This window comes from Rahnella sp. P4_A8 (assembly GCF_056402435.1).
This window is the reverse complement of record NZ_JBFUHK010000002.1, coordinates 53656-75927: the sequence shown is the minus strand read 5'-3', so window position 1 is coordinate 75927 and position 22272 is coordinate 53656. Positions and strand designations below refer to the sequence as shown.

The following is a 22272-nucleotide window of genomic DNA, read 5'->3' as shown; positions in this document are numbered from 1 at the left end:
AAAAAGGGCCGCACATCGCGGCCCTGTTCATTTCTGAAAAAAATCAGTCTTTCAGTGCTTTCTCGACACCGGCACCGTAGGCCGGATCCACTTTATAAAACAGCGCCAGCTGGCGTGTCTGTGTTTCCGGCGAAGCATGTTTCAGCTCACCGGCAATGCGTGCAAACATACGCTGATGCTCAGCCTCAGACAGCAGGTTGAATAGCAAACGTGGCTGAGTGAAGTAATCATCATCTTCCCGGTGATTCCAGTGGTCTGCCGCGCCTTCAATGCTCAGTGGCGGTTCGCTGAAATCGGGCTGTTGCTGGAACAAGCCCGCGCTGTTGGGTTCGTAAGTCACGCCGTTGCCGCTGTTACCGTCCACACGCATTGCGCCGTCACGGTGATAATTATGGAACGGGCATTTTGGCGCGTTGACCGGGATCTGATGATGATTTACGCCCAGACGGTAACGGTGCGCATCGCCGTAAGAGAACAGACGCCCCTGCAGCATACGGTCAGGTGAGAAACCGATGCCAGGTACTACATTGGCCGGGCTCATGGCGACTTGTTCTACTTCGGCAAAGTAGTTTTCCGGATTGCGGTTCAGTTCGAATTCACCCACTTCAATCTGCGGATAATCGCTGTGCAGCCAGACTTTGGTCAGGTCAAACGGGTTGTACGGCAGTTTTGCAGCGTCCGCTTCCGGCATGATTTGCACAAACAGTTTCCAGCGCGGGAAATCGCCGCGTTCAATCGCTTCATACAAATCACGCTGCGAACTCTCGCGGTCGGTGCCCACCAGTTTTTCGGCTTCATCGTCCATCAGGTTTTCAATACCCTGCTGGCAGCGGAAGTGGAATTTCACCCAGAAGCGTTCATTTTCAGTATTGATAAAGCTGAAGGTATGGCTGCCGAAACCGTGGATATGACGGTAAGACGTTGGCAGGCCACGGTCGCTGACATCAATGGTCAGCTGATGCAGGGCTTCCGGAAGATGAGAGAAGAAGTCCCATTTGTATGCCGGATTACGCAGGTTAGTACGCGGGTCACGTTTGACGACGTGGTTCAGATCCGGGAATTTCAGCGGGTCACGCAGATAAAACACCGGCGTATTATTGCCGACTAAATCCCAGTTTCCTTCTTCGGTGTAGAACTTCATCGAGAAACCGCGAATATCACGTTCGGCATCCGCTGCACCGCGTTCACCGGCAACCGTCGAGAAACGGATAAACATGTCAGTTTGTTTGCCGATTGCGGAGAAGATCTTCGCGCGGGTGAAAGCGGTAATATCGTGCGTCACGGTGAAAGTACCATAAGCGCCGGAGCCTTTAGCGTGCATACGACGCTCCGGGATCACTTCGCGGTCGAAATGCGCTAATTTCTCAAGAAACCAGACATCCTGCAAAAGCAACGGACCACGGCGGCCAGCGGTAATCACGTTGTTATTATCGACGACTGGCGCGCCAGCGGCGGTGGTTAAACCTTTCTTGGTCATAAAAATTCCTTCCGGTAATTGCGTGTGTATGTAAGTAAAAACGTTGGGGGGGTTCCTTTAACCTTACTTAAGTCAAATTAACTCTACCGATTAGAAATAAACCCTATATTGATCAGAGGCAAATAGGTGGGAGTTATCATTTCGATGGGAAACGTTCATTTCATCAATGAAAACGATGTTTCTTACAATTTTCACAACCCCGGTGAATGCATTCACGTTCCAAAAAGTTGTTACGACTGAGTGAATTGCTTTAGACTTCCCGTGGAAGATTTATTGTCGTTTGACTGTTATTTAGGATAAATAATGAAAAAGTTACTTGTCGCTGGTGCCGCTGCCAGTCTGATGTTTGTCGCGGCATCTGCCAGCGCAATCAGTGTCAATGGTGAAGTCGGTGAGCATTACACGCATCTGGGTGTGGGCTTCGGCACCACATCTCCGGGTCTGGCATTGAGCGGTGATTACACCCATAACGATGACGACGGTGATGTGGCAGGCTTGGGTTTGGGATACAACATTCCGTTGGGTCCGTTCATCGCGACCGTCGGCGGTAAGGGCCTGTACACCAATCCTAAAGACGGTGACGAAGGGTACGCTGCGGCCGTCGGCGGTGGTCTGCAACTGCCAATCGCGAAAATGTTCACCCTGTACGGCGACTATTATTATTCCCCGGATTCCCTGTCCAGCGGCATTGCTAACTATGAAGAAGCGAACGCAGGTATTCGTCTGACGGCCATCCCGTTGGTTACCGTGAGCGTGGGTTACCGCTACATGGCGATGGATGGCAAAGATGGCAACCGCGATAACGTGGTGGCAGACGGTGCTTATTTAGGTGGCGCTGTTAATTTCTGATTTTGTCTGAAGCAAAATCTGAAGGCTCGCATTCGTGCGGGCCTTTTTGTTTTCTGGCGAACGGAGATTGTTTTTCTGTCCCAGCCTTTCTACAGTGGAGTAACAAAAAAGACAGAAGGAGAACGGGATGCTTAGGGTTGAGATGCTGAGTACGGGTGATGAAGTGCTGCACGGCCAGATTGTGGATACCAATTCGGCATGGCTGGCGAATTATCTGTTTGAGCAAGGTTTACCGATGACCAGTCGTGAAACCGTGGGCGACAGTCTGGACGCGCTGGTGGCTGTTCTCAAAGAACGCAGCCATATCGCTGATGTGCTTATCGTGAACGGCGGCCTGGGGCCAACGACCGATGATTTAAGTGCGCTGGCGGCGGCTAAAGCCTGTGATGTGGAACTGGTGGAAGATGCTGGCTGGATTGAAACCATGCAGGCGTTCTTCAATGAACGTGGCCGTCCGATGGCCGAATCCAACCGCAAACAGGCACAAATCCCGGCCAATGCCGAGCTGCTGGATAATCCGGTGGGCACCGCCTGCGGCTTCAGCGTGAAGCTCAACCGCTGTCAGATTTTCTTCACGCCCGGCGTACCGTCCGAATTTAAAGTGATGGTGGAACAACAAATCGTTCCACGTCTGCACAAACAATTTCCGGCGCTGGAAGCGCCGTTATGTTTGCGTCTGACCACGTTCGGACGTGGCGAAAGTGACCTTGCCACCGAGTTGGATCAACTTGAGCTGCCGGAAGGCGTGGTGATGGGTTACCGTTCGTCATCGCCGATTATTGAGCTGAAAGTCACCGGCCCGCGCTCTCAGGAGGCTGCAATGCACAAAGCGTTTGAACGCGTGCGTGAAGTCGCAGGGGAGAGCACGATTTTTGAAGGGCTGGGTAGCCTGCCGGATCGTCTGGCAGAACGCTTGCTGGCGCAGGATTTACGTCTGGCGGTCAGTGAAAGTTTCACCGGCGGCCTGCTGAACTGGCGTCTGCAAAGCGCCGGCGTTCCGCTGGTCAACGGCGAGTTATTGCCGCAAGGCGACGAACCCTCACCTGAAAAATCCCTCGAATGCTTACTGGCGCGTGCGCAGACGTTGGCCGAAACCACCGGCGCACAACTGGCGCTGGCTGTGGGTGCGCTGTCAGGTGCAGAATTAAGTCTGGCACTGCATACCCCAACCGGCACCAGCGGCCTGACAATCCGCTATACCGCCACGCGTCACGGACTGGCATTACGTCAGGAGACCATGGCGATGGTGGCGATGAATATGCTGCGGCGCTATCTGAATGGCTGGGAGCCGGTGGCGGATTACCCGTGGTTGGATCGGGTTGAGAAGGTTTAGCTTTAGCTCCCTCCCCTGCGAAGGGGAGGGCTGGGGTGGGGTATTAAAGCGAAATCAAAGAGTTGAGGTTGGCTTTGATGAGATGTTAGCCCTTAAAACCCCCTCCCGTCCTCCCCCTTCGCAGGGGGAGGAGTAAAGTCTAAAACGCGATCTCAATATCCCCAACCGGCATGCAACAACACGGCAAAATCTCGCCGTCTGAGATAAAGGCCAGGGGTTTCTCGCTGTAGGCGACCTCACCGTTAATCAACCGCATCCGGCACGATCCGCAATAACCTTCGCGACACTGGTATTCCACTTCAACCTGATGATGTTCAAACACCTCCAGCAAATTCCGGTGCTCTGACTTACACGCCAGTTGCTGTCCGTTTGCTGAAAGTGTGATGGTTCTGTCGGCCATTTAAAGCTCGAAATCACTCAGGTCATCGGCGTGAACTTCAGAATCAATCTGACCTACCAGATAGGAGCTGACTTCCACTTCCTGTGGCGCAACCTGCACGTTATCAGACACCAGCCAGGCGTTGATCCACGGGATCGGGTTCGAGCGGGTTTTGAACGGAGCATCCAGCCCGACAGCCTGCATACGGATATTGGTGATGTATTCGACGTACTGACACAGAATGTCTTTGTTCAGGCCGATCATCGAACCGTCTTTGAACAGGTATTCTGCCCAGTCCTTTTCCTGCTGTGCCGCCAGCACGAACAGGTCATGGCACTCCTGCTGACATTCCAGCGCGATTTCTGCCATTTCAGGGTCGTCCTGACCTGAGCGCAGCAGGTTCAGCGCGTGCTGAGTGCCGGTCAGATGCAGCGCTTCATCACGGGCGATCATCTTGATGATTTTCGCGTTGCCTTCCATCAGTTCACGTTCAGCGAAGGCAAATGAACAGGCAAAGCTGACGTAGAAACGTACGGCTTCCAGCGCGTTGACGCTCATCAGACAGATGTAGAGTTTCTTCTTAAGTTCACGCAGGTTAACTACAACGGTTTTGCCGTTGACCTGATGCGTGCCTTCGCCCAGCAGATGGTAGTAGCTGGTCATCTCGATCAGCGTGTCGTAGTAACCGGAGATGTCTTTCGCGCGCTTGAGGATTTCTTCATTGGTCACGATATCGTCAAACACAATCGCCGGATCATTCACGATGTTGCGGATAATATGTGTGTAAGAGCGCGAGTGAATAGTTTCCGAAAACGCCCAGGTTTCGACCCAGGTTTCCAGCTCAGGAATAGAAATCAGCGGTAACAGCGCGACGTTCGGGCTGCGGCCCTGAATGGAATCCAGCAGCGTCTGGTATTTCAGGTTGCTCAGGAAAATGTGTTTCTCGTGATCCGGCAACGCCTGAAAATCGATACGGTCACGGGATACATCAATCTCTTCCGGACGCCAGAAGAAGGACAGTTGCTTTTCGATCAGTTTTTCAAAGATTTCATGCTTCTGCTGGTCGAAACGGGCAACGTTAACCGACTGACCAAAGAACATTGGCTCAAGAAGCTGATCGTTTTTATTCTGGGAAAAAGTACTGTAGGCCATAACTTCCTCGAAATTCTCGGCAAAAACCCCCTGACGGGGGTTTTGAATAATATTCTTAGTTAAAACAAAAGATTAGATTTTGCAGGCGCCGCTTTCACAGTCATCAGCCACATCGGCTTTCATGTCTTCCTGTACATCATCAGCACCGTCACGGGTGTTCTGATAGTACAGCGTTTTCACGCCAAATTTGTAGGCGGTCAGCAAGTCTTTCAACAACTGTTTCATTGGCACTTTGCTGTTCGGGAAGCGCGACGGGTCGTAGTTGGTGTTTGACGAAATCGCCTGGTCGATGAATTTCTGCATTACGCCAACCAGTTGCAGGTAGCCGTCGTTGTTCGGCATATCCCACAGCAGTTCGTACTGATCTTTCAGACGCTCGTACTCCGGCACAACCTGACGCAGAATCCCGTCTTTCGACGCTTTGATACTGATGTGGCCGCGAGGTGGCTCGATACCGTTGGTGGCGTTGGAGATCTGCGAAGAGGTCTCGGACGGCATCAGCGCGGACAGCGTGGAGTTACGCAGGCCGTATGTTTTGATGTTTTCACGCAGCGTATCCCAGTCCAGATGCAGCGGTTCATCGCAGATGGCATCCAGATCTTTCTTATAGGTATCCACCGGCATGATGCCTTGTGAATAGGTGGTTTCGTTGAACCACTGGCACGCGCCTTGTTCTTTCGCCAGTTCGTTGGAGGCTTTCAGCAGGTAATACTGAATGGCTTCGAACGTTTTGTGGGTCAGGTTGTTAGCGCTGCCATCGGAATAACGCACACCGTTTTTCGCCAGATAATACGCGTAGTTAATCACGCCGATACCCAGCGTACGTCGGCCCATCGCACCGCGTTTTGCGGCTTTGATCGGGTAATCCTGATAATCGAGCAGGGCGTCCAGAGCGCGAACTGCCAGAACAGCCAGTTCTTCCAGATCGTCGAGGCTTTCGATCGCACCGAGGTTGAAAGCAGACAGCGTACACAGCGCGATTTCGCCGTTTTCGTCATTAACGTCATCCAGCGGTTTGGTTGGCAGCGCAATTTCCAGACACAGGTTGGACTGGCGAACAGGCGCGATAGCCGGATCAAACGGGCTGTGGGTGTTGCAGTGGTCAACATGCTGAATGTAGATACGGCCTGTAGAGGCGCGTTCCTGCATCATCAGGGAGAACAGTTCAACCGCTTTCACTTTCTGCTTACGGATGCTGGCATCCTGCTCGTACTTCTCGTACAGACGCTCGAACTCGTCCTGATCGGCAAAGAATGCATCGTACAGGCCAGGTACGTCAGACGGGCTGAACAGGGTAATGTCGCCGCCTTTCACCAGACGCTGATACATCAGTTTGTTGATCTGCACGCCGTAGTCCATATGACGGACGCGGTTGCCTTCAACACCACGGTTGTTTTTCAGTACCAGCAGGCTTTCGACTTCCAGATGCCACATCGGGTAGAAGAGTGTCGCTGCGCCGCCACGAACACCGCCCTGAGAACAGGATTTCACCGCAGTCTGGAAATGCTTATAGAACGGGATACAACCGGTGTGGAATGCTTCACCGCCCCGGATCGGGCTGCCCAGCGCACGAATGCGACCGGCGTTGATGCCGATACCGGCGCGTTGTGAAACGTATTTCACGATGGCGCTGGAGGTCGCGTTAATGGAATCCAGACTGTCGCCACATTCGATCAGCACGCATGAGCTGAACTGACGGGTCGGAGTGCGCACGCCGGACATAATTGGCGTAGGCAGGGAAATTTTGAAGGTTGAAATCGCGTCGTAGAAACGTTTGATGTAATCCAGACGGGTTTCGCGCGGGTAGCCGGAGAACAGGCAGGCCGCGACCAGAATGTAGAGGAACTGAGCGCTTTCGTAGATATCGCCGGTCACACGGTTCTGTGCCAGATATTTCCCTTCCAGTTGCTTAACCGCAGCGTAAGAGAAATTCATGTCGCGCCAGTGGTCAATAAAACTGTCCATCTGCTCGAACTCTTCAGCCGTGTAGTCTTCCAGCAGATGTTTGTCGTATTTACCCATTTCAACCATGCGGGTCACCTGGTCGATCAGTTTTGGTGGTTCAAACTGGCCGTAGGCTTTTTTACGCAGGTGGAAGATCGCCAGACGCGCGGCCAGATATTGGTAATCCGGTGCATCTTTAGAGATCAGATCAGCCGCCGCTTTGATGATGGTTTCGTGAATATCAGCGGTTTTGATGCCGTCATAGAACTGGATGTGTGAACGGAGTTCTACTTGAGAAACTGATACGTTTTGAAGACCTTCCGCTGCCCAGTCAATGACACGGTGGATTTTATCAAGGTTGATGCGTTCTGTGCGGCCATCACGTTTAGTAACAAGCAGACTTTGGTTCATTGGGTGCGATACCTTAAAGGTTTATAAAGGGTCTGACCTGACCGCGTAAAACATGCGCGGCAGCACAAGAGGTTCCTAGTGTGCTGGTCAGGATATAAACACAATATATTGTGGGTTTGTTATTTTCTGATGACAAGATAGTGATTGAATGTCCCTTTTGCAAGTGAACAAAACGGGCAGATTTGTGGATAAGTTGGGGAGAAATTTTGACGTCAAGCCTGAGAAGTCCGTCATTGCTGGCGCGACAAACCTGTCAATATCTCAGATACGATTTTCTTATATTTTTATGAAAGGTGATCAACTGCCGGTTTATTAAACGTTAGAAAAAAACGCTATATTGATCTGGATAACTATTCTAAAAAATCATGTTGCGGTGTTCACGCCAACCAACGTCCTAAAAACTAAGGTTTTAACCCCGGCATACCCCGTCTCTTAACGTAAATTCTACTGGATTAGCGGAAAAAATGACTTGCAACCGATGACGATTTGGCGTCGCAGTACAGCCGTTAAGCCGCTTCGGAGCAACCTTGCCAGCAGGTTTTTGTTCACTTTCTGAAAAGTGCGTTTTTGAGAAAAATGAGCCTTATTATAAATACATATGATGAATGAGTGATGTTGTTTATATATTCTAAATTTATCATTAAGTGGTCTCCCGGCACTGTGCATATTACTTTCGCTCCTCTTTCATCAGGTGCGGGATTAGAACTTCAATGGTCTTCAATAAAATCACGGCGTGTTTATTTTTAGTCTTTAATTTATTGCCTTTTTCAGAGGCGGCTTTTGCAGGAACTCTCCCGGCCTGTTCAGGGTTGCAAATTACTGAAAGTTGCAACGCCACGGCCACCACGCTTGAAAATAAAACCCTCAATACCTATACCGTGGCTGATGGCGCTGAGATGCAGTTCTCCGGCCTGAACGGTTCAGGTTCCTCGGGCGGTGCCTTCCACCTGGGAAACAGCACCACACTGGAGATTATTCCTGAGAGCACCACCGGTTACAGCGTATTTACCGGAAACAGCAGTTCGGGAAACGGTGGCGCGATCTTTGCGAAAGAAAACTCGACGGTATATTTAGAAAATACCCTGTTCATTGATAACGTCGCCCATGATTACGGCGGTGCAATATACATGAATGGCACCAATGATGAAGGTGATACTGATCTTGCCATTACTAATGCCGTGTTTTCAGGGAATATTTCCAGTGAGGGGAAAGGCGGCGCTATTTATTCTCTTAATAATAAAGTCCAGCTGACAAATGTTTTATTTGAGGATAATCAGGCAAAGACCAACAAAAGTGCCAGTTCAGGTAATGGTAGCGGTGGTGCGATTGATGCCACGGACAATACGTCTGACTCCCACGGCAGCATGTTTATCACTAACAGCGAATTCACCGGCAATCAGGCCGAAGGACAGGGAGGCGCAATCTACACCAGCAGCGCGTCTACGCCATTCCTGATCAACATCAACATTGATGAAAACTATCAAGAAAATGATGGTGTTGCCTATTACCACGATAACGTCGCTGGCAATTATGGCGATGCTCCCGATGCCGCTGGCGGCGGGTTCATGTATCTCGGCCACAGCGAAGCCGATTTTGATATTGCTGCAGATAAAACGCTGATCATCGGTAATACCGCCAACGACGGCGCTTATGACTCGATCGCCGGTTATGGCGCGATTTTCAAACGCGGTGCTGGTGAACTGGTACTTAATGCTGATAACAGCGGTTTTACCGGCGTATTCGACATTTTAGAGGGCACGGTCACGCTGGGACGTGATGACACGCTGATCAATGTCGGCGACACCAACTGTCAGGCTGCGGCAGATACCTGTCACGGTATTGTGTTAGGTAACGATAATTATGTGAATGACACGGCAATACTGAATGTTGGCAGCACGCAGCAAACCTTTAAAAATGCCTTTATGGGGCATGAGAACAGCACATTGAATATTGATGCTGGCGGTAATGTCATTGTTAACAGCGGCTACATGGCGGGGACAACCACCGGAGCAGGCGACCTGACCGTGGCAGAAAACGGCAGTTTCACCCTGACCGGCGCGCAGTCTATGGGGCTGGATGGCGACATTGTGGTGGAACAAAACGCTGTACTCAGCGTTCAGGGCGATGCTGAAGATTTAGCGATATTGCAGGCCGATCCGCAGTCTGTTGTGCTCGACGGCGGTGTGCTGGATTTGTCGGACATGACCACCTTCAACGGTGAAGCGAATCAGACTAACGACGGCCTGACGATTACAGGGTCCGGCGGTACGGTAATCGGTAATGCTGATCTGGTGACGCTGGGGACGGGCAGCGACTATCACGTTGATGGCGGCGTGTATGCGGTGATTGATGCCGGTGCCGGACGCGTCACGCTGGCGGATAACAATACTTATCTGGGCACGACGCAGATCGCTTCCGGGACATTGCAGGTCACCGGTAACTCTCAGTTGGGCGATGAAGCCTATAATCGTCAGGTCATTTTTACTGATCCGGCACAGGCCAGTACGCTGGAGATTTCTGCGCCGGGCGATACCAGCGGGCAGGTCGATACCACATCAGCACAAACCGGTAAGGCACGAGATATTGAAATGCGGGCCTCAGGGACGATGCAGGTGGACGACGGCGTGACCACGCAATGGGGCGGCTTAACCGCTGACAGTACCGGCGGGCAGGCAGACGTTGACAGCACGTTCACCAAAACCGGTAACGGTACGTTGATTCTGAAAGATTCGGGCAACAGCCATTCCGCTGTCCGGGTCGAACAGGGTACTTTGCAGGGAGGCGCGGAAAACATCATCGCAGACGCCTCTTCATTGTACGTCGGCGAAAATGCCACGTTTGCCACCGGCATGGATCAGCAGGTGCGCAGCATCGATGCGGATTCCACCGGTACACTGTTGATTTCCGACAACACTCAGCTGGTCCTGACAAATCAGGACACTTCCTCGGCGCTGGATGCCAGCCTGTTTACCGGCACGGGGGGCACGCTGGTGAATGCTACGTCCGGTATGGCGCTTAAAGGCACGCTGAACACGAATCTTTCCCTGGATGCATTGACCTATTTAGCCGGTGTGACGGTCAACGGCAGCCTTGATAACAGCGCAGGAACCGCCAGTCTGGAGAATGGCAAGGCCGGGGATACGCTGACGGTCAACGGTGATTACACCGGCGGCGGCACGCTGGTGCTGGAAACTGAAATGAATGGTGATACCTCGGCGACCGACCAGCTGATTCTTAACGGCAATACTTCCGGTGATACCGCGCTGGCGGTTGTGCCGGTCAGCGGCATCGGGCAGGCGACACAAACCGGCATCAAAGTTGTCGATTTTGTTGCCGACCCGCAAAGCTTCCAGAACGCGGCAGATTTCCATCTGGCCGGTGGTCAGCAATATATCAATATGGGCGCCTACGACTATTCTCTGGTGCAGGATAATCAGGACTGGTATCTGCGCTCGCAGGTGGTGACGCCGGAGCCTCAACCGGAACCTCAGCCCGATCCTGACGTCCAGCCGCAACCTGATCCCGATGTTCAACCGCAGCCGCAACCTGTGCCAGCCTCTGGCGGGGAAGATTTTACACCGGTGCTGAACCCTAAAATGGGCGGCTATATGAGCAACCTGCGCATCGCCAATAATGCCTTCAGTATGACGGCGCAGGATCATGCCGGTGCCGGTCATGACAATATTAAGCTGCGGGTGGATTCATCGCGCGACAGCTCAACCTTTGCCAGCCAGATTGACAGTCACAATGACACGTCAGTGGTTCAGATCAGCGGCAATTTCCTGCGCAATAATGCAGGTGACGGGGAAATCCTGGCGGGTGTGGTGGGCGGTTACAGTAACAGCCACGGCGATAGCACCAGTGTACTGACCGGGCGCAAATCAGATAATGACAGCCAGGGATACGCCGTCGGACTGACCGCTTCCTGGTATCAGAACGCACAGGATCATCAGGGCGCGTATCTCGACAGCTGGATGCAATATGCCTGGTTTGATAACAGCGTCAGCGAAGACGGTACAGGTGATGATAATTATCACTCTTCCGGCCTTTCCGCCTCACTGGAAGGTGGTTACCGTTTTACCCTGATGCAGGGAAACCAGTGGAACTGGACCGTGCAACCCCAGGCGCAGGTGATTTATCAGGGCGTGAAGCAGAAAGATTTTACCGCGTCGAATCAGTCGAAAGTGGCACAACAGGGGGATAATAACGTTCAGACGCGCTTAGGCTTGCGCAGTGAATGGGATATTCATCCGTCGCCGACGCTGCATCTCAGACCTTTTGTAGAGGCGAATTACCGCCATAACAGTGCGGAAACTTCCCTGAATGTGGATGGCGTGAATTTCACCGATAACACCGCCAAAGACAGTGCGGAACTGAGTACCGGGATCAGTGGCAATTTGGGCGAAAATACCACGCTCTGGGGCAAGGTTGGACAGCAAGAAGGGTCAGATGATTTTTCGCAAACCGAAGCGTCAGTTGGGGTGAGTATTCGCTGGTAAGTCAGTCAGTTAGCCGTGAAATTAAAAGGGTGCAGCGCAGGCTGTACCCTTTTTTGCAGTCAGAATATTACAGCGCCTGGGTGTGGATCATGTAGTTCACATCAACATTTGGCCCGAGTTTGAAATGGTCGGTCAGCGGGTTGTAGTGCAGTCCCATAATGTGACGCTCAAACAGCGATGTGCGGTCAATCATGCCCAGCAATTCAGACGGCTTGATGAATTTTTTGATGTCGTGCGTGCCTTTCGGCACCATTTTCAGCACATATTCAGCGCCGAAAATGGCCATCAGCCAGGCTTTATTGTTGCGGTTGATGGTGGAAAAGAACACATGGCCGCCAGGTTTCACCAGACGCGCGCAGGCGGCAACGACAGAAGCCGGATCCGGCACGTGTTCCAGCATTTCCATGCAAGTCACCACGTCATATTGCTGCGGATGCGCGTCGGCGTGCGCTTCCACGGTTTCCTGCACGTACTCCACCTTCACGCCGCTTTCCAGCGCATGCAAACGTGCTACCTGCAAGGGTTCGCCGCCCATGTCCAGTCCGGTGACTGTCGCCCCCGCCACTGCCATGCTTTCACTCAAAATGCCGCCACCGCAGCCGACATCGAGAACATTTTTTCCAAACAGGCCATCAGCGCGTTCGAGAATGTAGTTCAGACGCAGCGGATTGATGCGATGCAGCGGTTTGAATTCGCCTTCCAGATCCCACCAGCGCGAGGCGACGGCTTCAAATTTGGCGATTTCTTCATGGTCGATGTTTTGCGGTGTTGCGGAGGGTGTGGTTGTCATGAGCGTGATGAACTCCTTATAACTTGATTAGCGGATTATACATATTCCATCTGCTTTGGCTCAGTTTTGTGGTTTTGGTTAATGTTTATACGAAATGAAGCCCTGCGTGCAAAGGTTTGAAACGCGTTGGATAATAGTCGGCAAAAGGGGGCGGTTGTTTTCCACGTTTGGCTGGTTTGTGGTATAGTTTTACACCTTTGCGCTATATATGCCTACGTGGGCAGCGGCCATGAATAATCAGTAGAGGGATAGCAGCTCCATGAGCGACCTTGCCAGAGAAATCACACCGATTAACATCGAAGAAGAGCTTAAAAACTCTTATTTGGATTATGCGATGTCCGTTATTGTCGGACGTGCGTTACCAGATGTGCGCGATGGTTTGAAACCGGTGCACCGCCGCGTACTTTTCGCAATGAATGTCCTCGGTAACGACTGGAATAAAGCCTATAAAAAATCGGCCCGTGTGGTCGGTGACGTTATCGGTAAATATCACCCACACGGTGATACCGCGGTTTATGACACCATCGTTCGTATGGCTCAGCCTTTCTCACTTCGCTATATGCTGGTGGACGGGCAGGGTAACTTCGGGTCAGTGGATGGCGACTCCGCAGCAGCCATGCGTTATACCGAAATCCGCATGTCAAAAATTGCACACGAATTGCTGGCAGATTTAGAAAAAGAAACTGTCGATTTCGTGCCAAACTATGACGGCACAGAACAAATTCCTTCTGTTATGCCAACGCGCATTCCCAACCTGCTGGTTAACGGCTCGTCGGGTATCGCTGTCGGTATGGCAACCAACATTCCGCCGCATAACCTCACCGAGGTGATCAACGGCTGTCTGGCGTATATTGAAGATGAAAACATCAGCATTGAAGGGCTGATGGAACACATCCCGGGGCCAGACTTCCCGACGGCTGCGATCATCAACGGTCGCCGTGGTATCGAAGAAGCTTACCGTACCGGCCGTGGCAAAATTTATATCCGTGCCCGAGCTGAAGTAGAAGCCGATGCGAAAACCGGTCGCGAAACCATCATTGTTCACGAGATCCCGTATCAGGTGAACAAAGCCCGTCTGATCGAAAAGATCGCCGAGCTGGTGAAAGAAAAACGCGTCGAAGGTATCAGTGCGCTGCGCGATGAGTCTGATAAAGACGGCATGCGTATCGTGATTGAAATTAAACGCGATGCTGTCGGTGAAGTGGTTCTGAACAACCTGTATTCCCTGACGCAACTGCAGACGTCTTTCGGCATCAACATGGTGGCATTGCACCAGGGTCAGCCGAAGATTCTCGGTCTGAAAGAAATTCTGTCAGCGTTCGTCCGCCACCGCCGTGAAGTGGTGACGCGTCGTACCATTTTCGAACTGCGTAAAGCCCGCGACCGTGCTCATATCCTCGAAGCACTGGCTATCGCGCTGGCGAACATCGACCCGATCATTGAACTGATCCGTGCGGCACCGACGCCGGCTGAAGCGAAAGCTGGCCTGGTCGCGCGTTCATGGGATCTGGGCAACGTGTCAGCGATGCTGGCAAGTGCGGGTGACGATGCAGCCCGTCCTGAATGGCTGGAGCCGCAGTTTGGTATTCATGATGGAAAATACTTCCTGACTGAGCAACAGGCACAAGCCATTCTGGATCTGCGTCTGCAGAAACTGACCGGTCTTGAGCACGAAAAACTGCTGGATGAATACAAAGAGCTGCTGGTGCAAATCGCTGAGCTGCTGTTCATCCTGTCCAACCCTGACCGTCTGATGGAAGTCATTCGTGAAGAACTGGAAGCGATCCGTGATCAATACAACGATCCGCGTCGTACCGAAATTACGGCAAATACCTCTGACATCAACATCGAAGACCTGATCAATCAGGAAGACGTTGTGGTGACCTTGTCGCATCAGGGCTACGTGAAATATCAGCCTCTGACTGATTACGAAGCGCAGCGTCGCGGCGGTAAAGGGAAGTCAGCAGCACGCATTAAAGAAGAAGACTTTATCGATCGTCTGCTGGTGGCCAACACCCACGACACTATTCTGATGTTCTCAAGTCGCGGGCGTCTGTACTGGATGAAAGTCTATCAGTTGCCGGAAGCCAGCCGCGGTGCCCGTGGCCGTCCTATTGTCAACCTGTTGCCGCTTGAGCCGAACGAACGTATTACCGCCATTCTGCCAGTACGCGAGTACGAAGAAGGTCGTCATGTGTTCATGGCAACCGCCAGCGGTACCGTGAAGAAAACTGCGCTGACCGATTTCAGCCGTCCACGCAGCGCCGGCATTATCGCCATCAACCTCAACGAGGGTGATGAGCTGATTGGTGTTGACCTGACTGACGGTAAAGACGAAGTCATGCTGTTCTCTGCAGCCGGTAAAGTCGTGCGCTTCTCTGAAGAAGCCGTCCGCTCAATGGGCCGTACGGCGACCGGTGTACGCGGTATCCGTCTGGGCGAAGGCGACAGCGTTGTATCGCTTATCATCCCACGCGGTGACGGTTGTATCCTGACTGTGACGCAGAACGGTTTCGGTAAACGTACTGAATCGACCGAGTACCCAACTAAATCCCGTGCAACGCAGGGCGTTATCTCAATCAAAGTGAGTGAGCGTAACGGACCGGTTATTGGTGCGATTCAGGTTGATGAAGCGGATCAAATCATGATGATCACCGATGCCGGTACGCTGGTGCGTACCCGTGTTTCCGAAGTGAGTACTGTTGGCCGTAACACCCAGGGTGTGACGCTTATCCGTACTGCAGACGATGAGAATGTGGTTGGCTTGCAACGTGTTGCAGAACCGGTTGAAGACGAAGAACTGGATGGCGTAGCCACCGAAGCGGGCGAACTGGAAGCGGCACAAGCAGCCGATCTGCCAGACGACGCGGAAAGTGAAGACGATCAGCCAGCTGATGACGAAGAAGAATAAGTTTTCTTAGTCAGCAGACAAAAGGGCATAACAATAGTTATGCCCTTTTTTATTGGATTCGTCTTAAAACAAATCTTTCACCTACACTGCATTATGCGGCGCTTTTTAGAAAGTCTGGCAATAGTGTATCCTGATCCCCATTCCGCTCGCTGAGCCGTTTTGCTAATGGTTAATCCTTGAAATATCTTGCTTCGTTTCGCACAACGCTAAAAATCTCCCGTTATCTTTTCCGGGTGCTGGCGCTTATGTTGTGGACACTGGGTGTGCTGCTGACCACCTTTTATGTGCTGAATATTTTCCATAACAAAGAATCCGAGATCCGCGATGAGGACAATCTCAATTACGATCTGGCGCAGAGTTACATCAAAAATTCCAATGATGTGATGCACAGCATTAAGTTTATGGCTGAGAATCGCCTGAGCGCTTCAGTGAACGGGCTGGATATCATCAACGGCATAATCAGCACTAAAAACACGGCGCCGTCTTATCTCTCATTGTTCCCTGAGTCCGACTGTTCGCAGATTAATGATAGCTACCGTAATTCGCTGGCTTCGCTGGGTAACATGATCCATTACTGGAAAGACAACTTTTCCGATGCCTACGATCTCAATCGCGTGTTCCTCATCAGTGGCGAGAGTTTGTGTCTGGTTGATTTTGGTATCAGCAGCGAACCGTTCGAGCGCGAAAGCCAGGAACAGTTGAAATCATTGCATGAAAAAATTATGCAATATCGCAACAGTAAGAGCACAGATAAAGAAAACAGCCTGTACTGGGTGTCGCAGTCCGGCAGTAAAGACTCCGGAAATTTGTATGTGCTGACCCCGATTTATGTCGGCAATAAACTCGAAGCGCTGATGGGTATTCAGCAAAATCTGCGCGCCGAAGATTTGTTGAATCCGAATTCACAGCACACCGCCGTGACGTTGCTGGATGAAGACGATCAGCCGCTGCTGGGGATTTCCGAGGACGGGCACTACAGCGCCGCGCCGGGCGATTATCCGCAGGCCAGTTCATTCTTCGGGTATGTAAATGGTTATAAAGATTTGGTCTACAAAAAGCCGCTGACACCGTCCTCGCTGAGTGTGGTGTATTCCATGCCGTTTAATACGGTGATCGAGCGATTTAAAATCCTGATTTTTAATGCGGTTTTACTGAATATATTCTCCGGCCTGTTATTGTTTATTCTGGCCTGGGTTTTTGAGCGCAAAATGTTTTTACCGGCCGAGGAAAACGCATTCCGGCTTGAAGAACATGAACAGTTCAACCATAAAATCGTGGCCTCAGCGCCGGTCGGCATTTCCATTTTGCGTATCAGCGATGGCGTTAACATCCTGAGTAATGAACTGGCGCATAATTATATCAGCATGCTGACGCAGGAAGACCGGCAGCGTATTACGCGGATCATCTGCGATCAGCAGACCAATTTCGTCGATGTCATCACCAAGAACAATAACAACATCCAGCTAAGTTTCGTGCATTCACGCTACCGTAATGAAGACGTGGCGATTTGTGTGCTGATCGACGTCAGTGCGCGCGTGAAAATGGAAGAGTCTTTGCAGGAAATGGCTAATGCGGCCGAGCAGGCCAGCCAGTCGAAATCAATGTTCCTGGCAACCGTCAGCCATGAATTGCGCACGCCGCTTTACGGTATCATCGGCAACCTGGATTTACTGCAAACGCAAGGGTTGCCTCAGGGCGTTGACCGTCTGGTGACGGCAATGAATAACTCGTCGGCACTGCTGTTGAAAATCATCAGCGACATTCTCGACTTCTCCAAAATTGAATCCGAGCAGCTGAAAATCGAGCCGCAGGAATTCTCCTGTCGCGAAGTGATCACTCACATTGCCGGTAACTATTTGCCGCTGGTGGTGAAAAAGCGTCTGGGACTTTACTGCTTTATCGAACACAACGTGCCGTTGTCATTCAATGGCGATCCGGTGCGTCTGCAACAGGTCATCTCCAACATCCTGAACAATGCGATTAAATTTACCGACACCGGCTGCATTGTTCTGAATGTCAGAACCTGCGGAAACTATCTTGAGTTTCAGGTGCGCGATACCGGCGTCGGGATCCCTGAGCGCGAAATCACCCGCCTGTTTGATCCGTTCTTCCAGGTCGGAACCGGCGTGCAGCGCCATTTCCAGGGCACCGGTCTGGGGCTGGCTATCTGTGAAAAGCTGATTAACCTGATGGATGGCGATATTGAGGTGGAATCGGAACCGGGGTTGGGCAGTTCGTTTACGGTGCGTATTCCGCTCTACAACGCCACTTTCCCGTCGGGTGAGCCGCTGGACAACTGGCAGGACAAAACGGTCTGGCTGGATGTGCGCAATGCTTATCTGGAAAGTTACCTGATGCAACTGATGCGTTATCACGGCGCGAATGTTCAGCGCTGCGAGCCGGAACTGCAAAGCCAGCGGGAAGATGTGCTGATTACTGACACGCCGCTGATCCATAAGGGCGAACTGGCCGCACAGATTGAATTCTCAATCGGCCATATCGGGCCGCCAGTCGAAACGCGTCCGGGTTACTGGATTCATAGTACGTCCACACCACTGGAAATCACTGCGCTGCTCAACCGGATTTACCGTCTCGAGACGACAGCGGAAGAGGGCGGCTCAGCGACGCCGGAATCCGCTGTGGCGCAGGATTACAGCGATATTACCTTGCTGGTGGTGGATGATCATCCGATTAACCGCCGTCTCCTGGCGGATCAACTGGGCACGATGGGCTATATCGTGGTGACGGCGAACGACGGGATTGACGCACTGGATGCCATGCGCGCGCATGAAATTGATATTGTGCTCAGCGACGTCAACATGCCGCGCCTCGACGGTTACGGGCTGACGGCAAAACTGCGCGAACTCGGCCATACCTTACCGGTGATCGGCGTCACCGCTAACGCGCTGGCGGAACAACGGCAGCGTTGTCTGGAAGCGGGTATGGATAACTGTTTATCCAAGCCAGTCACACTGGAAACCCTGCGCGATACGCTGCGTTATTACAGTGCGCTGGTTCGCAGAAAGCGACAATCCTGACGGACGACGTCGGAAAATACAAAAGGCACCGTTAGGTGCCTTTTTCACGTCTGAACCTACATAACGCCCTGAAGCGTTAGTCTTTATCTACCGGCTGGGAGCTGACGGAAGACAGATAGTTCAGCAGGGCGATATCGTTTTCCACGCCCAGTTTCAGCATCGCAGATTTCTTCTGGCTGCTGATGGTTTTAATGCTGCGGTTCAGCTTTTTGGCAATCTCAGTCACCAGGAAACCTTCTGCGAACAGGCGCAGAACTTCGCTTTCTTTCGGAGACAGGCGTTTGTCGCCGTAACCGTTGGCGCTGATTTTTTCCAGCAGTTTTGCCACGCTGTCCGGCGTGAACTTTTTGCCTTTCTGCAATGCGGCCAGCGCTTTTGGCAGGTCAGTTGGCGCGCCTTGCTTAAGCACAATCCCCTCGATATCCAGATCCAGTACAGAACTCAGGATCGCCGGATTATTGTTCATGGTCAGAACAATGATGGATAACTGCGGGTAGTGGCGCTTGATGTATTTGATCAGGGTGATGCCATCGCCGAATTTATCGCCCGGCATGGACAGGTCAGTGATCAGCACATGAGCATCAAGTTTGCTTAAGCTGTTAACCAGTGCAGTTGAGTCTTCGAACTCGCCTACAACATTCACCCATTCAATTTGTTCAAGGGACTTACGAATACCAAACAGGACGATAGGATGGTCATCAGCAATAATTACGTTCATATTATTCATGTGATTAGCTACCTTGCTGGAGCAGTCTGGAGACAAAAGAATCAATGTGGTTGATGGTTTCAGTAATCTGTAACGCATCGCCATCTGCGATGTATTGTTCTAACGATTCACACATTTGCTTGCCTGGGGTCAGGTTCAGCATAGCGAACACTCCCTTGAGACGATGTGCTGTTTGGGAAAGTGATGTGAAATCACGACGTTGGTTTTCATTATACAGTTTCTCAAGATCTTCCGGTACTGTCTCGACGAAAAGCTGATAGTAATCGCTTGATTTTAGCTGCTTTTCATAAAGGTCGAGAGAGTCTTCGCCGGGCTCTTCGGGTGAAACACTGTCATCGGATACAGAAAATTGCTGTTCGATTAACAGTAAGGTTGCGTCTATCAGCGCATTGCTGATGTTGTAATTGACGCGAATATAATGCTTTTCAAGCTGCTGGAATCCCGACTCATCGTCAGTCAGCAGCAGGGTAAATTTGTCACTGTTTTGCGGGTTATCTGTCAGTAAAACATCATATTCCCGCGCGACCTGACGATCGTCAGCCACGATGCACACCGCGCCGTAAGCGTTCATGGTCCGGGTCACAATACCGCGAACTTCCTCTGATGTGATATCGAGTAATACCGTCACATCATTGAGTAATTTCTCGTCTTCCGCTTCGATTTCCTGCGCTTCCTGACGTTGTTTAACACGTACAGTATAGCGTGTGCCGATGTTGAGCTTGCTGCGGATTTCCAGCTGACCGCCCAGTTTTTTGCACAGCTGATTACACAGGAAGAATGTCAGCCCGGAACCGTGGTTAAAGCGATCGACTAACGTCTGGCTAAGGAAAGGATAATTCAGATTACTCAATTCTTCTTTGGAAATTCCGCTACCCGTATCGTTTATGTGGAAAATCAGCTGATCCGGGCGATCTTCGTCCTGTTCGCTGGTCAGGGTCACCTTGCCCAGCGATGTGGTAACAATGGCATAATCGAGCAGCAGGGACAGAATTTTCTTCACTGCCTGCATATCGCCGACAAAGGCCGCTTCAGGGGCAATCTGGAAATGATTCAGCAACCCGAGGCCTTTCTGATTCAGGCGGGGCAGGGCCTCAAGCAACAGCTCATCTACCAGGGTTGAAAGCACGTACTTATCGTTCGCCGGTTGCCAGTCCTGAGTTTCCAGACGGGTCAGCAGCGTAATGTTATCAACCAGCGTCAGCGCGTTACGCGACTCACTCAGGAGTTTGCTTTCCAGCGCCTGACGTTCTTCCGGTTTCTGTTCTTCCACTAACGCCACGGCCAGCCCGTTCAGTTCCTGCAATGGCTGATTCAGCTCAATGCCCAGATTATGCAGCATCAGTTTGCGTGCCTGCAGGTTCTTCTCAAACTCACGTTTGGCCTGTTGCAGCGTGCGGTTCACCATCACTTCTTTATCCTGATCGTGGAGCATAAACAGGTAAGTTTCCGGCGAAATCTGGCTGCGGATCATGCGGATTTCATAAACTTCGTTATTGACGGTCGCCTGTATCGTGCCGTGATGCTGCTCGGCCATATTGGCAATTTTGTTCAGACTCAGATGCGGTAATAACTGGTCAGCAATTTTATTACTGAGGATCACGCTGTGGTTGCTGAAGTTATACACCAGTAAACCGAGCGGCAGACCCGAAATGATTTCCTGATTCAGCGCCTGCTGCATCTGTAATTGTGCCGCCATATTCTCGCTCGGGCGGATGTACTGATGGCGAATGAAATAGATACTGGTCATCGCCAGCCCGATCAGGAACAGGTTAATCAGGATCAGCCAGAAGTTATTACGTGAAAGATCAACCACAAGGCTGAACAGCGGAACGTGGTAGGTGAGTGACAGCGGTGAATTTCTCAGCGGCACATCAAACACCAGCGACCATCCCTGCATCACGATGCTGCTGGCCGCCGGATTATCATCGGCCGGATCACCTTCATTGACCGCCGTGGTGTTGCCATTAAGCTGGAAATTATCTCTCGACATACTGTAAGGGATGAGATCACTCATCGGTAAATCGAAGGCAATCACGGTCGCCAGATGTCCCGGATTATTAAAGGTGGTGCGCAGGGAGAAGGAATAGTCGTTACTCTGGCGCGATTTGCGCAGAGGAGAATAACTTTCGCGTTCGTCCAGTGTGTTCGCCTGCTGCAACATTTCGGCACGGCGCGATTGCAGCGTGCTGGTGAAATAGTTTTCCTTCAGGCGGGAGTCTTGCAACTGCAGCGGCACCGTGGTGATCAACAACATGCTGTTATCCTGACCGTTCAGGTAATACAGCGAATAAGGGTGAGTTGTTGAGCCCCACTGGTCATCCAGGAAGGATGAAATTTTCAGGGTTAAATCCAGCGTGGAACTGTCGTGTGCACCGAAAATCAGCGCATCAGTTTTCTTGTGAGGTTTGGAGACAAAATACATATCCTGACGCAGGCGGATTTCCTGCGCACTGACGGCATCCGCCGCCATCGGCTGGCCGGTGAAATTGTCGTAAATCTGGTAGGTCATGTAGCGATACTTATCGATGCGCTTTTGCAGCAAGTCAGCGGTATTTTGCACCGTGCGCAGTTTGTCGTTCAGATAAGCATTGGTGTAGTTATACCCGTAAAGGCCGAGCCCCATAGCCAGCAACAAAATGAACAACCAAAAGAATCGCGTGATATTGGTTGATGTCAGCGATAAATATTTACCAGCCATGATGATGAGTTTTTTCCTTCATTCTTGTAATGACGCTTTTAGCGGACGACGGTTTTTGCACAAA

The 22272-nt window shown here is 51.5% G+C and carries 12 protein-coding genes; 5 read left to right on the top strand and 7 right to left on the bottom strand.

The genetic code is table 11. The features are described from left to right. Window positions 1–43: 43 nt before the first annotated feature. Window positions 44–1477, bottom strand: coding sequence for a catalase (locus AC1DUO_RS01435; protein WP_477986292.1), 1434 nt, complete (start codon window positions 1475–1477; stop codon window positions 44–46). Between the two features lie 303 nt (window positions 1478–1780). On the opposite strand from AC1DUO_RS01435, the gene AC1DUO_RS01430 reads away from it, so the two are divergent. Beyond that, the gene (locus tag AC1DUO_RS01430) at window positions 1781–2326 is read left to right on the top strand and encodes a YfaZ family outer membrane protein (protein ID WP_013574610.1); all 546 of its coding nucleotides are present in this window, start codon (window positions 1781–1783) and stop codon (window positions 2324–2326) included. Window positions 2327–2453: 127 nt separating this feature from the next. Continuing rightward, window positions 2454–3659, top strand: coding sequence for a nicotinamide mononucleotide deamidase-related protein YfaY (locus tag AC1DUO_RS01425; protein ID WP_354566606.1), 1206 nt, complete (start codon window positions 2454–2456; stop codon window positions 3657–3659). Between the two features lie 139 nt (window positions 3660–3798). On the opposite strand, the gene yfaE is transcribed toward AC1DUO_RS01425, so the two are convergent. The 3 genes from yfaE to nrdA form a co-directional block, all read right to left on the bottom strand. After that, entirely contained in the window at window positions 3799–4059 is a 261-nt protein-coding gene (gene yfaE / locus AC1DUO_RS01420; RefSeq protein WP_013574612.1) for a class I ribonucleotide reductase maintenance protein YfaE, read from the bottom strand. Further along, a complete protein-coding gene (gene nrdB / locus AC1DUO_RS01415; protein ID WP_013574613.1) occupies window positions 4060–5190 on the bottom strand; it encodes a class Ia ribonucleoside-diphosphate reductase subunit beta in 1131 nt (376 codons plus the stop codon). A gap of 72 nt (window positions 5191–5262) precedes the next feature. Next, complete coding sequence (nrdA, locus tag AC1DUO_RS01410; RefSeq protein WP_013574614.1) at window positions 5263–7545, bottom strand: class 1a ribonucleoside-diphosphate reductase subunit alpha; 2283 nt, start codon at window positions 7543–7545, stop codon at window positions 5263–5265. Between the two features lie 710 nt (window positions 7546–8255). Between nrdA and yfaL the strand changes: the two genes are divergently transcribed. After that, window positions 8256–12044, top strand: coding sequence for an AIDA-I family autotransporter adhesin YfaL/EhaC (gene yfaL, locus AC1DUO_RS01405; RefSeq protein WP_477986288.1), 3789 nt, complete (start codon window positions 8256–8258; stop codon window positions 12042–12044). A gap of 67 nt (window positions 12045–12111) precedes the next feature. On the opposite strand, the gene ubiG is transcribed toward yfaL, so the two are convergent. Further along, complete coding sequence (ubiG, locus tag AC1DUO_RS01400; protein WP_013574617.1) at window positions 12112–12834, bottom strand: bifunctional 2-polyprenyl-6-hydroxyphenol methylase/3-demethylubiquinol 3-O-methyltransferase UbiG; 723 nt, start codon at window positions 12832–12834, stop codon at window positions 12112–12114. Window positions 12835–13093: 259 nt separating this feature from the next. Here ubiG and gyrA point away from each other — a divergent pair, with 259 nt between their 5' ends. Beyond that, window positions 13094–15745, top strand: coding sequence for a DNA topoisomerase (ATP-hydrolyzing) subunit A (gene gyrA, locus AC1DUO_RS01395; protein WP_013574618.1), 2652 nt, complete (start codon window positions 13094–13096; stop codon window positions 15743–15745). A 176-nt stretch (window positions 15746–15921) separates the two neighbouring features. Beyond that, window positions 15922–18783, top strand: coding sequence for a two-component system sensor histidine kinase RcsC (rcsC, locus tag AC1DUO_RS01390; RefSeq protein WP_013574619.1), 2862 nt, complete (start codon window positions 15922–15924; stop codon window positions 18781–18783). 76 nt (window positions 18784–18859) lie between these two features. On the opposite strand, the gene rcsB is transcribed toward rcsC, so the two are convergent. Both rcsB and rcsD read right to left on the bottom strand, forming a co-directional pair. Beyond that, complete coding sequence (gene rcsB / locus AC1DUO_RS01385; protein ID WP_013574620.1) at window positions 18860–19510, bottom strand: response regulator transcription factor RcsB; 651 nt, start codon at window positions 19508–19510, stop codon at window positions 18860–18862. Between the two features lie 4 nt (window positions 19511–19514). Further along, entirely contained in the window at window positions 19515–22208 is a 2694-nt protein-coding gene (rcsD, locus tag AC1DUO_RS01380; protein WP_013574621.1) for a phosphotransferase RcsD, read from the bottom strand. Between the last annotated feature and the right edge of the window lie 64 nt (window positions 22209–22272).